Annotated in this window: 12 protein-coding genes; 7 read left to right on the top strand and 5 right to left on the bottom strand. The window is 39.7% G+C overall.

Annotated features, from left to right (window positions below; genetic code table 11):
• Positions 1 to 88: 88 nt before the first annotated feature.
• Together AACV33_RS11785 and AACV33_RS11780 are read left to right on the top strand one after the other, a co-directional pair.
• Complete coding sequence (locus AACV33_RS11785) at positions 89 to 595, top strand: MgtC/SapB family protein (RefSeq protein ID WP_012550691.1); 507 nt, start codon at positions 89 to 91, stop codon at positions 593 to 595.
• 132 nt (positions 596 to 727) lie between these two features.
• Complete coding sequence (locus AACV33_RS11780) at positions 728 to 1,369, top strand: trimeric intracellular cation channel family protein (RefSeq protein ID WP_012550690.1); 642 nt, start codon at positions 728 to 730, stop codon at positions 1,367 to 1,369.
• Between the two features lie 188 nt (positions 1,370 to 1,557).
• On the opposite strand, the gene aroC is transcribed toward AACV33_RS11780, so the two are convergent.
• Both aroC and prmB read right to left on the bottom strand, forming a co-directional pair.
• Positions 1,558 to 2,643: a chorismate synthase gene (gene aroC, locus AACV33_RS11775; RefSeq protein ID WP_012550689.1), complete on the bottom strand. Its 1,086-nt coding sequence runs from the start codon at positions 2,641 to 2,643 to the stop codon at positions 1,558 to 1,560.
• Between the two features lie 455 nt (positions 2,644 to 3,098).
• Complete coding sequence (gene prmB / locus AACV33_RS11770; protein WP_023603867.1) at positions 3,099 to 4,031, bottom strand: 50S ribosomal protein L3 N(5)-glutamine methyltransferase; 933 nt, start codon at positions 4,029 to 4,031, stop codon at positions 3,099 to 3,101.
• Positions 4,032 to 4,082: 51 nt separating this feature from the next.
• Here prmB and smrB point away from each other — a divergent pair, with 51 nt between their 5' ends.
• Entirely contained in the window at positions 4,083 to 4,616 is a 534-nt protein-coding gene (gene smrB, locus AACV33_RS11765; RefSeq protein WP_012550687.1) for an endonuclease SmrB, read from the top strand.
• 44 nt (positions 4,617 to 4,660) lie between these two features.
• On the opposite strand, the gene sixA is transcribed toward smrB, so the two are convergent.
• Complete coding sequence (gene sixA / locus AACV33_RS11760) at positions 4,661 to 5,131, bottom strand: phosphohistidine phosphatase SixA (RefSeq protein WP_017023427.1); 471 nt, start codon at positions 5,129 to 5,131, stop codon at positions 4,661 to 4,663.
• Between the two features lie 153 nt (positions 5,132 to 5,284).
• Here sixA and AACV33_RS11755 point away from each other — a divergent pair, with 153 nt between their 5' ends.
• The gene (locus AACV33_RS11755; protein ID WP_182700256.1) at positions 5,285 to 8,062 is read left to right on the top strand and encodes an insulinase family protein; all 2,778 of its coding nucleotides are present in this window, start codon (positions 5,285 to 5,287) and stop codon (positions 8,060 to 8,062) included.
• Positions 8,063 to 8,154: 92 nt separating this feature from the next.
• Here AACV33_RS11755 and fadJ read toward each other — a convergent pair whose 3' ends face one another.
• Together fadJ and fadI are read right to left on the bottom strand one after the other, a co-directional pair.
• The gene (fadJ, locus tag AACV33_RS11750; RefSeq protein ID WP_182700255.1) at positions 8,155 to 10,263 is read right to left on the bottom strand and encodes a fatty acid oxidation complex subunit alpha FadJ; all 2,109 of its coding nucleotides are present in this window, start codon (positions 10,261 to 10,263) and stop codon (positions 8,155 to 8,157) included.
• A complete protein-coding gene (gene fadI / locus AACV33_RS11745; RefSeq protein WP_012550771.1) occupies positions 10,264 to 11,607 on the bottom strand; it encodes an acetyl-CoA C-acyltransferase FadI in 1,344 nt (447 codons plus the stop codon).
• An 804-nt stretch (positions 11,608 to 12,411) separates the two neighbouring features.
• Between fadI and AACV33_RS11740 the strand changes: the two genes are divergently transcribed.
• From AACV33_RS11740 to AACV33_RS11730, 3 genes are all read left to right on the top strand, one after another.
• Positions 12,412 to 13,659: an outer membrane protein transport protein gene (locus AACV33_RS11740; protein ID WP_012550772.1), complete on the top strand. Its 1,248-nt coding sequence runs from the start codon at positions 12,412 to 12,414 to the stop codon at positions 13,657 to 13,659.
• 751 nt (positions 13,660 to 14,410) lie between these two features.
• On the top strand, positions 14,411 to 15,727 hold the full coding sequence (locus tag AACV33_RS11735; RefSeq protein ID WP_182700254.1) for an outer membrane protein transport protein: 1,317 nt from the start codon (positions 14,411 to 14,413) through the stop codon (positions 15,725 to 15,727).
• A gap of 191 nt (positions 15,728 to 15,918) precedes the next feature.
• Positions 15,919 to 16,520, top strand: a 602-nt coding sequence (locus AACV33_RS11730; RefSeq protein ID WP_182700253.1) for a DUF2238 domain-containing protein, incomplete at its 3' end; no start/stop codon positions are given.

Here is a 16,520-nt window from a genome sequence, read left to right as displayed (position 1 = left end):
CATTATCTGTTCAAAATACCAACTGCTATTCTCCGCTTTCTTTACTAACCTAACTATATTAGTGATACATACGGGAGCCTTTCTCTTGATGGAGAACACCATATTTAACCTAGAACACTTACTTGACCTAGGCCCATTTTCTTGGACGGCACTCATTGCCTGTGCTTTTAATGGTTTTCTTATCGGTACTGAACGCCAAACAAGAGGAAAGCCTGTAGGCATTAGAACCTCTATTTTAATCATTTCAGGAACCTATTTTTTCCTTGCGATGGCGATGTCCCTTTCAGAAAACTCACTTGATCACGCCAGAGTATTAGGTCAAATAATTACAGGCATTGGATTTCTTGGTGCAGGTGTCATGATGACATTGGATGGAAAGATACACGGCGTAACCTCTGCGGCAATCATTTGGGTACTCGCGGCATTAGGAATGATGATTGCTCTAGGCTACATTCAACAGTCCATCATAATTACGCTGCTTGCTCTCTTTGTACTATTGGGTATTGATAAACTTGAAAATACATTTAAAAGTCTTCGTAGAGGAGTACATCAAAAGATACTGAATATAAGAACCCATAGACCTAAAGATCATTAATACCTATGTTTGGATTAAAAAAACTAATCTGAAAACCATCAGAATAGTTTTTTTCATTCGTCATGAGAGCTTAAATTTCATAAAATCCTTTTCTTATTATTTCGCCTACATGGCATGCTATGGTATTAGAAAATGTTATTAACAATTCTTTATATTATTGGAATAACCGCTGAAGCAATGACAGGTGCATTGGCAGCGGGTAAGAAAAAGATGGATTGGTTCGGAGTAATGTTAGTAGCGAGCGCAACCGCAATTGGTGGTGGAACGATTCGTGACATTTTACTTGGTCATTACCCTGTTGGTTGGGTTAAAAACCCACACTTTCTAGTCATTACTTGTATTGCAGGTGTACTCACTACGTGGGTCGGTCCATGGGTAGCGAAAAATCATCGTTTCTTTGTATTGCTTGATGCCATTGGATTAATTGTATTTAGTATCATCGGCTCTCAAGTGGCTTTAGATATGGGCTTACATCCCCTTATTTGTGTGGTTGCTGCGATTGTCACTGGTGTATTTGGTGGGTTATTACGTGATTTATTTTGCCGCCAAATGCCAATGGTCTTACACAAAGAATTATATGCTTCAATCTCTCTGCTATCGTCAGTGTTATACATTGGACTATTACGATTTGACGTAAGTGAACTAATTGCGACAATCGTCACTCTGACTGTCGGTTTCTCTGCGCGCATGGCCGCCGTAAAATTTGGTTGGTGCTTACCTGTATTCCATTTGGATATCGCAGAAGATCAGCAAGAAACAATTGAAAAAAATTAAATGTTAAAGACACTAAATTTTAGGCAAAAGTAAGCACAACTTAACACCAAGAAATTTAGACCCTATTGAGAAAAAAAAAGCCAGATTGAAATGGTATTCAATTTGGCTTTTTTATTTATCTCTATTTTATAATGCAGAATATCTTCCTGCTTTTACTCGTCTGTACCGTTGAGTTCTTAGGCTCTTCTTTAAATTTTTGGAGTTTCAGTTTGTACGCCAAAATTTTGACCACGATGACGAACTAAATGATCCATAACCACAATGGCAAGCATTGCTTCAGCAATCGGTACCGCGCGAATGCCAACACATGGATCATGACGACCCTTAGTAATTAGCTCTGTTTTTTCACCACGACGAGTAATTGTTTCACCCGGAACCGTAATGCTTGAGGTTGGTTTTAATGCAATATGAGCAATAATATCTTGCCCAGATGAAATACCACCCAAAACACCGCCGGCATGATTTGAACTGAAGCCTTCAGGCGTTAATGGATCACGGTGTTCAGAACCACGTTGCTGAACAACCTCAAAACCATCACCAATCTCAACCCCTTTAACAGCGTTAATACCCATAAGTGCATGTGCAATATCAGCATCTAAACGATCAAACACTGGCTCACCTAAACCGACAGGCACACTTTTAGCCACAACCGTGATCTTAGCGCCAATGGAGTCACCTTCTTTTTTCAACTTACGGATAAGCTCATCAAAGGCATCAACTTTACTTGCATCTGGACAGAAAAAGGCATTATTTTCAATTTCATTCCAATCAACGGATTCAATAGCAACATCACCCATTTGTGATAAGTAAGCTCTGATCTCAATACCAAATTCTTGTTGTAGATATTTCTTTGCTACTGCACCCGCAGCCACACGCATTGCGGTTTCACGAGCAGAAGAACGACCACCACCTCGGTAATCACGTTCTCCATACTTTTGGTAATAGGTGTAATCGGCATGTCCCGGACGGAACTTATCTTTAATCTCAGAATAATCTTTAGATCGTTGGTCGGTATTTTCAATCAATAAACCAATCGACGTACCCGTTGTTCTGCCCTCAAAAACACCAGATAAAATCTTAACTTCATCAGCTTCACGGCGTTGAGTTGTGTATTTTGATGTGCCAGGTTTACGACGATCTAAGTCAATCTGTAAGTCAGCTTCTGTCAGCGCTAATCCCGGAGGACAGCCATCCACAATACAGCCTAAAGCTAAACCGTGACTTTCACCAAACGTCGTTACTCGAAAATGTTGTCCTATAGAATTTCCAGCCATTACTTCCTCTGTAAATTTTGTATATAAATCGTTATAAAACCATATTCGCTTGAATCATGGTAAGAGTAAACCCCCTATGTGGTGCGTTTCTCTGTTTATCGGAATAAAAAATAAATAAAATAAAAATAGAACCACAATTATTAATACAAAGAGTAAAGATTCAGCGGACACTGTCGATATATCTATCAATAACAAGCATGAGGCTAGCGTTAACCTTGGCTTGATTATTGCTTATATTATCAATAAGAAAACTATGTGGTAAGAAATTCATTATGAAATTATTTCGTTTAGTTCTAAAAGTATTAAGTCGTGATCAATCTGCTCAAAAACAACAAAACCTACGTAATCGCTTAGATTTCGCGATGTCTCAGACTAAAGAGCTATAAAAAAAGCCCGATGAAAACATCAGGCTTTAAGTATCAACGTATTTTAAGACAATAATAATTGTCTAATTTTTAATCTCGGTATAATGAGAACTCATCAGCACAGTCAAGAAGTTGTTGTTTAGTTAACATGAATACACCATGTCCACCGTCAGCAAATTCGATCCACGTGAATGGAATATCTGGGTATTGCTCCATCATGTGTACCATTGAATTACCCACTTCACAGATCAAGAAACCTTCATCTGTCAGATAATCAGGTGCATTTGCTAAAATACGACGAACTAACTTCAATCCATCCGTACCCGCAGCCAAACCTAATTCAGGCTCATGCTCAAACTCTTCAGGTAAACTGTTCATGTCTTCTTCATCCACATACGGTGGGTTAGAAACAATGAAGTTATACTGATCTTTTGGAATATCACGCAATAAATCAGAACGCATAGGGAACACTTGTTGTTCCATACCATGGTCTTGAATATTTTGTTCCGCAACCATTAATGCATCTGTAGAGATATCAATCGCATCGACTTCTGCTTCAGGGAAAGCATGAGCACACGCAATAGCAATACAGCCACTGCCAGTACACAAATCCATAATTCGTGTTGGAGTTTCAGTTAACCATGGTTCAAATTGTGCTTCAATTAACTCAGCAATTGGAGATCGAGGCACAAGAACGCGTTCATCAACAAAAAACTCTAATCCACAAAACCATGCTTTATTTGTTAAATAAGCCGTTGGAATACGTTCATTGATACGACGAACAACACGCTCAACAATACGTAAACGCTCACTCGTAGTAAGACGAGATTCACGTACATGCGCAGGCACATCGATAGGCAGATATAATGTTGGAAGTACAAGCTGAACCGCTTCATCCCACGCATTATCTGTTCCGTGACCATAAAAAAGGCCCGCAGCGTTAAAACGGCTTACCGTCCAACGTAACATATCTTGTAACGTATGAAGCTCAGAAACTGCCTCTTCTACAAAAATCTTATCCAAAATTGCCCCCAAAACAAGTACAATACTGCTGTTAATTATTGGAATCTAAAAATGAGTAAAAACGACCACCTATCAGATGACGAACTTTCTCTGTTCCGTGAAGCAGTACAAGGCTCTAAAAAGTTGCGACAGGATACCATAATCCATCAACCGAGTAAGAACTTTAGCGAACAACAAAAGCAAAGAAAATCATTAAAAGAAGGGAAAAATGAAGAGTTTTTCTTTTCTGACGAATTTGTACCACTTCTTAATGAAGACGGCCCAGTTCGTTACGCGCGTGATGGCGTATCAAAGTATGAAGTAAAGCGTCTACGACGTGGGGTTTATGTCCCTGATGTATTTTTAGATATGCATGGCATGAAGCAAGATGAAGCCAAACGAGAGTTAGGCTCAATGATTGCGTATTGCTTAAAAGAAAATATATCTTGTGCCAGTGTCATGCACGGTATCGGCAAGCACATTTTGAAACAAAAAGTACCTTTATGGCTAGCCCAACACCCAGACGTAATGGCATTCCATCAAGCACCTTTAGAATTTGGTGGCGCAGGCGCCATTTTAGTTTTACTTTCGATCCCAGACCGATAATATAATTTGAGGGAATAACGTACCCTCAAATTATCTCTCTTTATTTATGGCTGCTGTAACCACAATAAATCGCTTTTTCCTGTCTGATGAGAAAACTCAACACATGAAATAGCCGATGTAGGAAACATTGGCGGCATAATCCCCGGAACAAAATCAGCCGTTAAATACCCAACTAACGGTAAATGAGACACAATTAATACATTATTAACCGCTTCAACGCTGCCTAATGCTTTCACGTACTCTACAACATCATCAGAATCACCATAAGGTGTTATCTCATCTGATATTTCTACCTTAGCCCCTACTACATTCAATATTGGCTTAATCACTTGCCATGTTTGTTGTGCTCGAACATAAGGGCTGACTAATACATAATCAAAAGCAACTTGATGTGTTTTCATTAACCAGTTGGCAATTACAGCTGATTGGCTTTCACCGTGCGATGTTAAATTACGCTCTTCATCAGAGGCTGCATACGCTTCAGCTTCACCATGACGCATTATGAATACTTTCATTGAATCATTCTCAAATCATTACTAACCTCACAATAGTAGCAAGCAATTGAAAAAAGAGGAAAGAGAGAGTTTGCTACTCTGTGGTATCAGCGCCATAATTAAGTAATAAATATAATAATTAAGACGGTTTACGTCTTAAAACAGGAGATACCTGTGCATATCAGCCCTAATGATCAAAAGAAATATCGACTTATTGAGCTCGATAACAAACTTTCCGTTCTATTAATTCAAGATGACAGTGCCCCTCGTTCTTCTGCTGCCCTCTCTGTGAATGTTGGTCATTTTGATGATCCTGAACATCGCCCAGGTCTTGCTCATTTTTTAGAGCACATGCTGTTTCTTGGAACAGAAAAATACCCAAAAGTCGGTGAGTTTCATTCGTTTATAAACCAACACGGTGGATCTAATAATGCGTGGACTGGCACAGAAAACACCACGTTTTTCTTTGAAACATCACACACCGCTTTTGAAGAAGGTCTAGACCGTTTTAGTCAATTCTTTTACGCCTCTCTTTTTAATGCAGAAGCCGTAGATAAAGAAAGACTCGCTGTTGATTCTGAATATAAATTAAAATTAAAAGACGATGTTCGTCGTATCTATCAAGTCCATAAAGAAACCATTAATCAAGCGCATCCTTTTTCTAAATTCTCAGTGGGTAGCATTGATACGCTTGCTGATACTGAAACATCAACAATCCGCGATGAAATGCTTGAGTTTTACCAACAATATTACTCTGCCGATCTCATGACCGCAGTCGTATTAGGTAATCGCCCTCTTTGCGAGTTGGAATTATTAGCCACGCAATCTTTCGCGTCGATCCCTAATCAAAATTTACGTCCAAAGACCGTCGCGGTTCCATATGTCACCCCAAAAGAGCAATCGTGCTGGATAAATATCGAACCTCTAAAAGAAGTTCGAAAACTGAGCTTGGCGTTTCATTTACCAAATCAAGATCCAATGTACAAAACAAAACCATTAAATTACCTCGGTCATTTATTGGGTTATGAAGGTGATGGCAGCCTCATGCTCCACCTAAAGAAATTGGGCTACATTAATTCATTAACGGCCGGCGGCGGTGTCAGTGGGAGTAATTTTAGAGAATTTACTCTGTCCTATAACCTCACAGAGAAAGGGGTTGAACATACCGACGAAATTATCAAAACCACATTTCAATACATTGAATTAATTAGGCAACAAGGACTTGATGAATGGCGTTACACAGAGAAAAAAGCAGTCTCTGAATCGGCTTTTCAATTTCAAGAAAAAAGCAAACCATTGGATCTTGTCAGCCACTTAGTCATGAACCTTCAACGCTATAATCCAGAAGACGCGATGTATGCTGATTACATGATGAACGGTTATCATGAACATCAAATTACCGAATTGCTTGATCTTCTAACACCTTCGCAAATGCGAGTGACTTTAGTTGCACAAGGATTAACGTATGATCGTCAAGATAAGTGGTATCAAACCCCTTACTCTGTAACACCATTAACGGATCTGCAATTGGCCTCATGGAGTGAGCTTGAACTTCATACCGATCTCTGTCTACCAGAGAAAAACCCTTATATCTGTTATGACTTAGAGCCTAAAAAAATTGCAGAACACAAAGAAAACCCAACACTCATAGACGATCTTCCTGGCTTTCGTTTATGGCATAAACAAGAAGAAGAATTTCGAGTTCCTAAAGGCGTTGTTTATATCGCGATAGACAGCCCTCACTCGATTTCAGATCCTAGAAAAATAGTAAAGACACGTTTATGTGTTGAAATGCTGATGGACGCATTGAGTGAGCAAACATATCAAGCAGAAATCGCAGGAATGGGATACAACCTGTATTGCCATCAAGGTGGAGTAACGCTCACATTATCAGGCTTTAGTCAAAAACAGCCCTTATTACTCGATTTAATTTTAAAACGTTTTGCCACGAGAGAATTCAGTGCAGAACGATTTGATATCATCAAAAACCAATTAATTCGTCATTGGAGTAACGCATCAAAAGAGCGTCCGATATCTCAACTTTTCAATGCGTTAAGTGGTATTTTGCAACCAAACAATCCACCTTACCCTGTATTATTAGAAGCATTAGAAAGCATTGAAGTCGATGAACTGCCTAACTTTGTTCAAGCGATGCTCGCCGAACTTCATGTCGAAATGTTTGTTTATGGTGATTGGACAGAAAAAGAAGCGCAAGAGTTGGGGGATTCATTAAAAGACGCATTAAGAATGCAGAACCAAAGCTACGGTGAATCCTTCCGTCCTTTAGTCATGCTCGGTGGCTCTGGTACTTTTCAGCGCGAATTATTCTGTGACCATTCCGATTCTGCACTGTTAGTTTATTACCAATCGGTAAAAAAAGATCCTCGCAGTTTTGCTATTTATACACTTGCAAACCATTTAATGTCAGCGTCTTTCTTCCATGAAATCCGTACAAAGCAACAATTAGGTTATATGGTTGGTACTGGTAATTTACCTCTAAATAAATACCCAGGGTTGATTCTGTATGTTCAATCACCAATGGCTCCTCCTGCTTTATTACTCGATGCCATAGATGAGTTTTTGAATGCGCTTTATATGGTGCTATTAGAACTGAATGAAGCTCAATGGAACAGCAGTAAACAAGGGTTAATCGATCAAATCGCCGATCCTGACACCAATTTACGTGGTCGAGCACAGCGATTCTGGACATGCATTGGTAATAAAGATCTTAGTTTTGATCATAAAGAGCGAGTAACAGAAGAATTAGAAAGTGTGACTCGAACTGAAATGCTTCGCTTTGTCGTCGGTATACTAAAACCAAGAACGGCGAATCGATTAATCATGCACAGCCAAGGTACTGAACATCAACACTATGATCGTCTCGATGAAGGATTAGAAATTGATTCAATTGATGATTTCCAACTTAGAGCAAAAGACATCACATTAGGGTAAATCTTCATCTCTAAAAACAAAAAGGGCTGCATAATGCAGCCTTTTTTATTTTAATTACTCAGAAAACCCATTGAATGAATGACATTTAATGTCTATTTCGATGGCATAAATCTATCGCCATATTTTTCTGCGTATTTAGCCATGAGTTTTTGCAGTTTTTCTTCCCCTAGACTGTCCATATACCTAAATGGACCACCTAAGAAAGGAGGAAATCCGATACCAAAGATAGCACCAATATCGCCATCTCGTTTTGAACTGATAATCCCTTCCTCTAAACAACACTGTGCTTCTGCAAGCATTGGAAGCACGCAACGCATTGCAATTTCTTCCTTACTTAATTTCGCACTCGGTTTTATCGCAAGCAAGGTATACACCTCTTGATCGGGCTCCTTCTTCTTTCCTTTATAAACATAAAAACCACGCTTTGTTTTTTTACCTAAGCGCTTATCATCAATTAATGTTTGGAAAACATCAGGACTTCTAAATCTATCGCCTAATTCGGCTTCTAATATCGGCATTATCTTCGCACCAATATCCACACCAACCTCATCAAGTAAAGAGATTGGCCCAACAGGGAATCCAAAATCAAGTAACGCTTCGTCGATAACGTCCATTGGTTCACCCGCTAGCAATAAGCGAGCAGCTTCGTTCATATAAGGCGCTAAAATTCTATTAACATAAAAGCCTGCACAATCTTTTACCACGATTGGCGTTTTACCTTGTTGTTTCGCTAATGATACGACTGTAGAAATGGTCTCATCACTCGTCGTTGCATGAGGAATCACTTCTACCAAAGGCATTTTTTCTACTGGACTAAAATAATGTAAGCCCACAATATTCTCTGGTTTATCGGCTCCTTCCGCAATTTGGCCTATCGGAAGTGAAGACGTATTTGTAGCAAAAATTACATCTTCTCGACCTTGTTCTTGCACCGCTTTGACCATTTCTTTCTTTAGAGAAAGCTCTTCAAATACGGCTTCAACCACAATATCTAACTGCGTAAACTTAGAAAAATCCGTCACACCCGTTAACTGCAACATCTGTTGCTGTAGTTCTGCTTTTGAAATAATACGACGCTTTCTTAATTTATCCAGTCTCTGATACTGGTATTGGTAAGCATTAAGCAACCCATCATTGTTAATGTCTTTTATCGTGACGTGTTTATTCGCTTTATTAATAGAAACATGAGCAATACCCGCGCCCATTAATCCACCACCTAGCACGCCAACTTTAGTGATTTTTTTGGGCTCAGCTCCACTGCCTTTTTCTTTTTTCATTTCAGTCATGGCAAAGAAAAGTGAGCGTAATGCTGCTGATTCTGGTGTCATGGCTAGTTGACCAAACAACTCCGCTTCACGTTGGAGTCCTTTTTTAATGCCTTTCTCTAATCCTGTATTAATACTCTCTAAAATGGCATCAATTGCTGGGTAATTTCCTCGAGCTTTTTTCTGTGCTTGCTTTGCGGCTTGAGAGAAAATAAGGTTACGCCCAAGTGGATTTCTCGACATTCCCCATTCTTTGAAATCAATTTTCTTTTTCGCTTTCTTTTTAAGCGCAAATTCTGCGGCAATGCGTGACAGAATAGTCAGTGGTACTGATGCATTCACAACGCCTAATTTAAGCGCTTTTTTAGGACGTAACTGCTTACCCGTTAAAATAATATCCAAGCTTGGTAGTAACCCAATTAAACGAGGTAAGCGCTGAGTTCCTCCTGAACCGGGCAGTAAACCTAATTGAACTTCAGGCAGCCCTAATTTCGTTTTATTGTCATCACTGCATACTCGATAATCACACGCTAGGGCTAATTCTAAACCGCCCCCTAAACAAGGACCGTGAATCGCGGCAACCGTTGTAAAAGGCAGGTTTTCAATACGTTGAAATAATTGCTGACCTTTCTCAGCGAGATCTTTTGCATCAGTTTCATTTTGACAACCCGCAATCATACTAATATCCGCACCAGCAATAAAATTATCCGGTTTACCTGATTGAATAATTAATCCTTTGATTTCTTTTTTCTGGGCTTCCATCTCATCAAGCACTTGAGATACTTGTTCCGCGAAAGCCGCTTGTAACGTATTCATTTTTTCATTGGGGACGTCTATCGTCAGCCAAGCCAAATTATCGGCATCTTTATGCCACACAAAGGCACTGTTGGTTTCTTTATTACTGTCTGCCTTTTGATTTATGTTTTCTACTGTCATTTATTCAACCTCCAACACCATTGCAGCACCTAGACCACCAGCAGCACACGCTGTATTTAATCCAAAACCACCACCTCTACGCTTTAATTCTCGCAACGTTTGAATGATCATTCGCGCTCCAGTTGCAGCAAAAGGGTGGCCATAAGCCAACGAACCGCCAAGGACATTGAATTTATCCATATCGATCTCCCCAATGGCTTTATCTCTGCCAAGACACTCTTTAGCAAACTTGGTTGAGGAAAACATTTTCACGTTCGATAATGTTTGCGCAGCAAAGGCTTCATGCATGTCAATTAAAGTAAGATCAGATAATGAAATGCCTGCTTTATCTAATGCGATTGGGGTTGCGTAAGAAGGACCCATTAACATATCGTGATGTACGTCCATTGCACTAAACGCAAATGAACGAATATAGCCAAGCGGTTCATAACCTAATTCTTTTGCTCGCTTTTCACTCATCAATAAAATTGCGGCTCCACCATCGGTTAATGGTGTACTGTTTGCTGCCGTTACTGAACCGTATTTTCTATCAAACGCTGGACGTAATTTTGCGTAACTGGCCAGATCAGAGTTATAGCGAATATTGTTGTCTTGATCGATCCACTCTTTATAGGGATCAGGGAATGCCGTCATCACTTCGTCTTGAATTAACCCATCTTGCCATGCTTTTGCTGCCAAAGAATGAGAGCGGTGAGCCAATGCATCTTGTTCTTCTCGGGTAATACCGTGACTTTTTGCCATTTGTTCTGCGGTTTGCCCCATCGAGATCCCCGTTGAATATTCAGCAACGGCAGGAGGTACAGGAGCAATGTCTTTTAACGATAACGTTCGTAATAAAGACAGTTTTTGCCCTACCGTCTTAGTTTTACTTAATGCTAATAAGGTTGAAGCCAATTTTTTTGACACACCGATTGGCAGTACTGACGAAGAATCTGCCCCGCCTGCAATTCCGATATCAATCGATCCTGCCATGATACTTTCAACGACATTGGCTGTTGTTTGAAAGCTGGTCGCACAGGCACGCGTAACACTATACGCATCCGTCCCCACATTCATTCCTGTACCAAGAACGATTTCACGAGCAATATTCGGGGCTTCTGGCATTTGAACAACCTGACCAAACACAACTTGATCAATCAATTTAGGATCGATCTCTGTTTTATCCATCAAAGCTTTTACTGCCAATTTACCCAGATCAACCGCAGGCGTTGAACTAAAGGCGGTAGATTGCTTAGCAAAAGGAGTTCGGATCCCAGAAACCACAGCAATACGGTCACCTTGTCGTGTCGTTAATGGCTGATAATGTCTTGATAATGATGAGCTTGAACGTTGTGAGTTTGACATCGCGTCTCCTTGCGAAAATATCAAATTAGTGGTCAGACCTCAAATTGTAACTAACTTGTTAATTTTGAAAAGTAGATTATAGTAGAAATGTGATATAGGGGAATATTCTGCTGAATAAATAAAGAGTGGCAATATTTAGATAAAAAAAAACCACATCAATCGATGTGGTCAGAATAAAAAACAATTAACGTGTAGCCAATTGTAAAATCAGTTTCACCTGATAAGGAGAAAGTAAAGTCAGCCTTCAAAAGGAAATGTTATCTTGCTCAACGGGTTGATTACTCAACCAGATAACGAGGATTACTATAACGTGAATTTCAATTCATTTATTGAAATAGATCAATTTTATGTTCTTTTACTACGATTTGATTTGATGAATAAATCAATAGAAAAACAATCACCACAACCATGAGTTTAACTAAAACGTCACATTCTGCTTATAAATCGCTGAAAAAACAATAAATAACATGAATAAATCGAGTTAACCAACCACATTTAGAGCCTTAGCTCTAAATTTACGTTCCCGTCATTTAATTTCATTAAAAATCAAAAGGTTAACACCACATTAAAATCAATAAAAACCGACATTTTATAGAGTTAAAACTCTAGTTTATGTATTTCATGTGCTTTTTATCAACAAATCACGACGAGATCACGAATTTTAACGTTTTTTTGGTAGTGGTCGGATTTGTCGTCTATGCTCTGATCGTTATTATCTCGGCAACGAGATCTAAGTCTCAACTAAAAAACTCTTTTCAGTTTTGACAATTGAAAGGAAATAACAATATATGGAATATAATAATTATGAATAAGAAGCGTCTGTTTTCAAAAACACTTCTAGCAGCGACCATCACTCTTGCAACACAACAGGCTACCGCTGCTGGTTTCCAACTAAACGCTCAATCAGCAACAGGTCTAGGCCGTGCATTTGCTGGTGATGCTGTAATCGCTGATAACGCATCAGTAATGTCACGTAACGCCGCTGCAATGGCTCTTTTTGATTCATCACAGTTCTCAACTGGTGTTAACTACATCAAAACAGATATTGATGTGACTGATATTGGTTATGCTGGACAAAACATTTCAGATACAAACAACAGTAGTGGTACCGCGGTTCCAAATATCTATTACATCCACCGTTTAAATGACCAATGGGCATTTGGTGCAGGCATCTATTCCAATTTCGGCACGACAAATAATTTTGATAGCAATTTTGGTTCCGACTCAATGATACCAGGAGCTAGCGTTTACGGTGGTACAACTGAAATTAAAAGCATTAATTATGCATTAACAGTTTCTTATCGTATCAACGAGCAATTTAGTCTTGGTGGTGGTTTAGACATCGTTCAAGGTACAGGAACCTTAAAAAGAGAATCAGCCTTATTAACTCCTACAGGTAATACAACCGCTCTAGATGTCGAAGCTGATGGCGTCGGTCTAGGTTGGAATCTTGGTGCCGTTTATGAACTAGATAAAGGTAATCGTTTCGGCTTCTCATACCACTATAGCCCTGAAATAGAAGCTGAAGGTGATATGTACATGAATAATGGCGCAGGTGGCAACGCTATCGATGGTCACAAATTATTAATGCCGCTACCAAGTATGGCTGAGTTTTCTGGCTACCATGAAATCAAAGACACTAAATTTGCAGTTCACTACTCAGTACAGTGGATTGGTTGGAGTGCATTTGACGAGCTAAATACTAAAGAAGGCGTAAATATTAACAATTATGAGTGGCAGAATGGTATGCATTACGCAATTGGTGGTACTTACTTCCTAAATGATGCATGGACACTGCGTGCTGGTTACATGTACGACACTTCAGCTCAAGATGAACTAACATCTATTTCTGTACCTGATTCAGACCGTCAATGGCTTTCTGGTGGTTTCAGCTACCACTTTGCTAAAAAACATACTGTTGATTTCGGCATAACTTACCTAATGGGTGATGATGTTGATGTTTCAGAAACATCAGCGCCAACGCCAACGCTAACAGCAACTACACACGCAGATGCAATTCTTGCTGGTGTTCAGTACAGCTACAGCTTCTAAGACTCATTCTTAAAAGTGTCAATCCAAAAGGTCAGCACACGCTGGCCTTTTTTGATCTTGAAGAAACAGTTTTAAGAACGCTTCGCTTCAAGGTACTAGGGGCGGGTAAGAGCAAGCAACCCCCTCTAACTCCCCCTTCTATTTACTTTATCGATTTCAAAAGATCATAGATAAAGGGGGAGAACAGTATTGTGATCGCGGTGGTTACAACAAATGATAGGCAGTCCCCTCCCCTTAATAAGGGGAGGGGTTGCTGCGATACAGGTAGAATAAAATATCAATTTGACTTGATTTAACGCTGTTAGTTCTTGACCCCCTCCCAACCTCCCCCTTAGTAAGGGGGAGGAGCTAAAAGCCAAAAGCAATCATCTCTGAAATCTGCAAGCGTAGCGATCTAAACTCTGTTCTTCTTCCCTCTAAAGTAACTCGTTGCGTCTTCAGCGAAGCGTCCTTCAAGCGCAGCGATCTGCTCTTCCTCGTCCCTAAAAACTAGACCCTGCTTCACTAAAACTTCAGCGTACACGCGTACCCCAAAATAACGATTCAAACCTACACCTGTACGCTCAATTAACACATCAGACCAGATAAATACAGAAAATTCATCTGAAATGGAAACTTTTTACAGAAAAATCCCCTTAAAATGTGAAAAATACCATTTTTTATTTGAAGTTTTTACTCTAACTCGTATTATCCACGTCTAATTATCACCAACAAATTCAGCGAACATTTGAATTTGCTCATGGAAACAAGAATGAACAATAATAAAAACCGTCTTTCTATCGCAGTGGCTCTTGGCCTTTTAGGTTCAATAGCAAGCTCACACACTATGGCTGCCGGCTTCCAACTTGCTGAATATTCAGCAACAGGTTTAGGCCGCGCATACGCAGGTGAAGCCGCTATCGCAGATGGCGCTGATGCACAATGGCGTAACGTAGCGATGCTAACTTACTTAGAAGGCACTCAAGTTTCTGTTGGCGGTATTTACGTAAACCCAAATATTGACGTTGAAGGTGTTTCTACTCAAAGATCTGGAACCACATCAACTAAATCAGAAGATTTTGCTCACGATGCTTTTATCCCTAACTTATACGTTTCTCATCGAGTAAATGAACAATTAGCGATTGGTTTTGCGGTTGGCACTAACTACGGTATGGAAACAGACTTAGGTTCTGATTTTTCAGCAACTAACTTTGGTAACGAAGCAAGCGTCATTACTAAAGAAATTAACGTAAATATGGCTTACAAAATTAACCAGCAATTCAGTGTTGGTGGCGGTGTTCGTTATGTTATTGCTGAAGGCAGTTTTGGTGCAATAGTACCAACTCAAAGTCCTCAATTCGGCCCATTCCCACCAGCAGGAACAACGCTGAAATACATGGAAGGCACTGATGAAGCATGGGGATGGCAGGTTGGTTCTGCATGGCAAATTAATGATGCTAACCGTATTGGCTTTAGCTACAAATCAGAAGTAAAACTTGATTTAACAGGTCATGCAAAAGGCGTTGGTTTTGATGCTTATGCTTCCAAGCAAAGTACACAATACGCAGGTTCAATGGCATTGGCCTTACCAGCAACAGCTGAATTGGCAAGTTATCACCAATTAACAGATAAAGTCGCTATTCATGCGAGCTTTAACTGGACTGATTGGAGCAGCTTTGAAAAATTAGAAGCGAATATCCCATCTCTTATGAAACCGACTCAAGAGATCAAAGAAGAGAATTGGGAAGATAACTACCGTTTAGCCTTTGGTGGTACTTATCAATTAAACCAAAAAGTAACTCTACGATCTGGTGTTGCTTATGACACATCAGCAGTAAGTGATGAAGACCGCACCGCGACAATTCCTGAAACTGACCGTTTATGGCTGAGTACTGGTGTAGGCTACGCGTGGTCTAACAATTTAACTCTAGATGCTGGCTTTACTTACATTTTCGCAAAAGATGCAAAAATGCATGAAGGAAGAGAATCAGCAGCCTTAACGGATCCCGCTACCTTTGGTGGTGAGTTCGACGGCGAAACCACAGGTAACGTATGGTTAGTGGGTGTTCAAGCGAACTACCGCTTCTAATTAATTACATTACTCTATAGGCCTCTTTTTATGAGGCCTTTTTCTTATCTAATGAGGGGTTAATTCTAATCATTGTATCGTGCAATTTTTCTTTCATTGATCTCATTACCTCGCCCCTATACTTGTCCCATAATTCATTAACGCTACAATTACCCTTAGTCTTTTATTCAAACATTCAGGTGTGATTAATCATGTCGATTTTTATGACTCTTAAAAAGCAGCCTATTTTTCTCGTATTAACCAATATTTATTTCGTCGTTTTATTGTTCTCAGCAATTGAGCCTTCATCACGAGCCGTTTGGTTTGCGGAAATCTTACCAGCCCTACTCATTTTAATGGGAATTTATTACGTATCCCTTCGATTTACGTTCAGTAAAACCGCCTATGCCTTAATGTTTATCTGGCTTATTCTTCATACCATCGGCGCTAAATATACGTTTTCTGATGTTCCCTTTGATTGGTTTAATCAATTGATCGGTTCTGACCGTAATAACTTTGATCGGGTCGCTCATTTCTCTATTGGTTTTTACGCTTACCCGATTGCAGAATATTTGATTAAAACAAAAAAATGTTCTGCTCCACTTGCCATGTTATTCGGTTTATTTGCATTAATGAGTGTTGCTGCAGGCTATGAAATTATTGAATGGTGGTACGCGGCAGTTGCAGGAGGAGAAGAAGGCATCGCTTTCTTAGGATCTCAAGGCGATATCTGGGATGCTCAAAAGGACATGTTATGTGACACTTCAGGATCACTCGTCGCTTTATTATTGATGATGGTTCAACGTAAAAATAA

It is taken from the genome of Aliivibrio sp. SR45-2 (genome assembly GCF_963890165.1).
Lineage (GTDB): Bacteria > Pseudomonadota > Gammaproteobacteria > Enterobacterales > Vibrionaceae > Aliivibrio > Aliivibrio salmonicida.
Note: the sequence above shows the minus strand (reverse complement) of the source record. Positions and strands in the feature narration are given on the sequence as shown.

Excerpts from the sequence above, each read along its gene's own strand:
- smrB (WP_012550687.1), top strand. The coding sequence starts at position 4,083 with ATGAGTAAAAACGACCACCTATCAGATGACGAACTTTCTCTGTTCCGT.
- AACV33_RS11780 (WP_012550690.1), top strand. The coding sequence starts at position 728 with ATGTTATTAACAATTCTTTATATTATTGGAATAACCGCTGAAGCAATG.
- AACV33_RS11735 (WP_182700254.1), top strand. The coding sequence starts at position 14,411 with ATGAACAATAATAAAAACCGTCTTTCTATCGCAGTGGCTCTTGGCCTT.
- AACV33_RS11740 (WP_012550772.1), top strand. The coding sequence starts at position 12,412 with ATGAATAAGAAGCGTCTGTTTTCAAAAACACTTCTAGCAGCGACCATC.
- fadJ (WP_182700255.1), bottom strand. The coding sequence starts at position 10,263 with ATGACAGTAGAAAACATAAATCAAAAGGCAGACAGTAATAAAGAAACC.
- aroC (WP_012550689.1), bottom strand. The coding sequence starts at position 2,643 with ATGGCTGGAAATTCTATAGGACAACATTTTCGAGTAACGACGTTTGGT.
- AACV33_RS11785 (WP_012550691.1), top strand. The coding sequence starts at position 89 with ATGGAGAACACCATATTTAACCTAGAACACTTACTTGACCTAGGCCCA.
- fadI (WP_012550771.1), bottom strand. The coding sequence starts at position 11,607 with ATGTCAAACTCACAACGTTCAAGCTCATCATTATCAAGACATTATCAG.
- sixA (WP_017023427.1), bottom strand. The coding sequence starts at position 5,131 with ATGAAAGTATTCATAATGCGTCATGGTGAAGCTGAAGCGTATGCAGCC.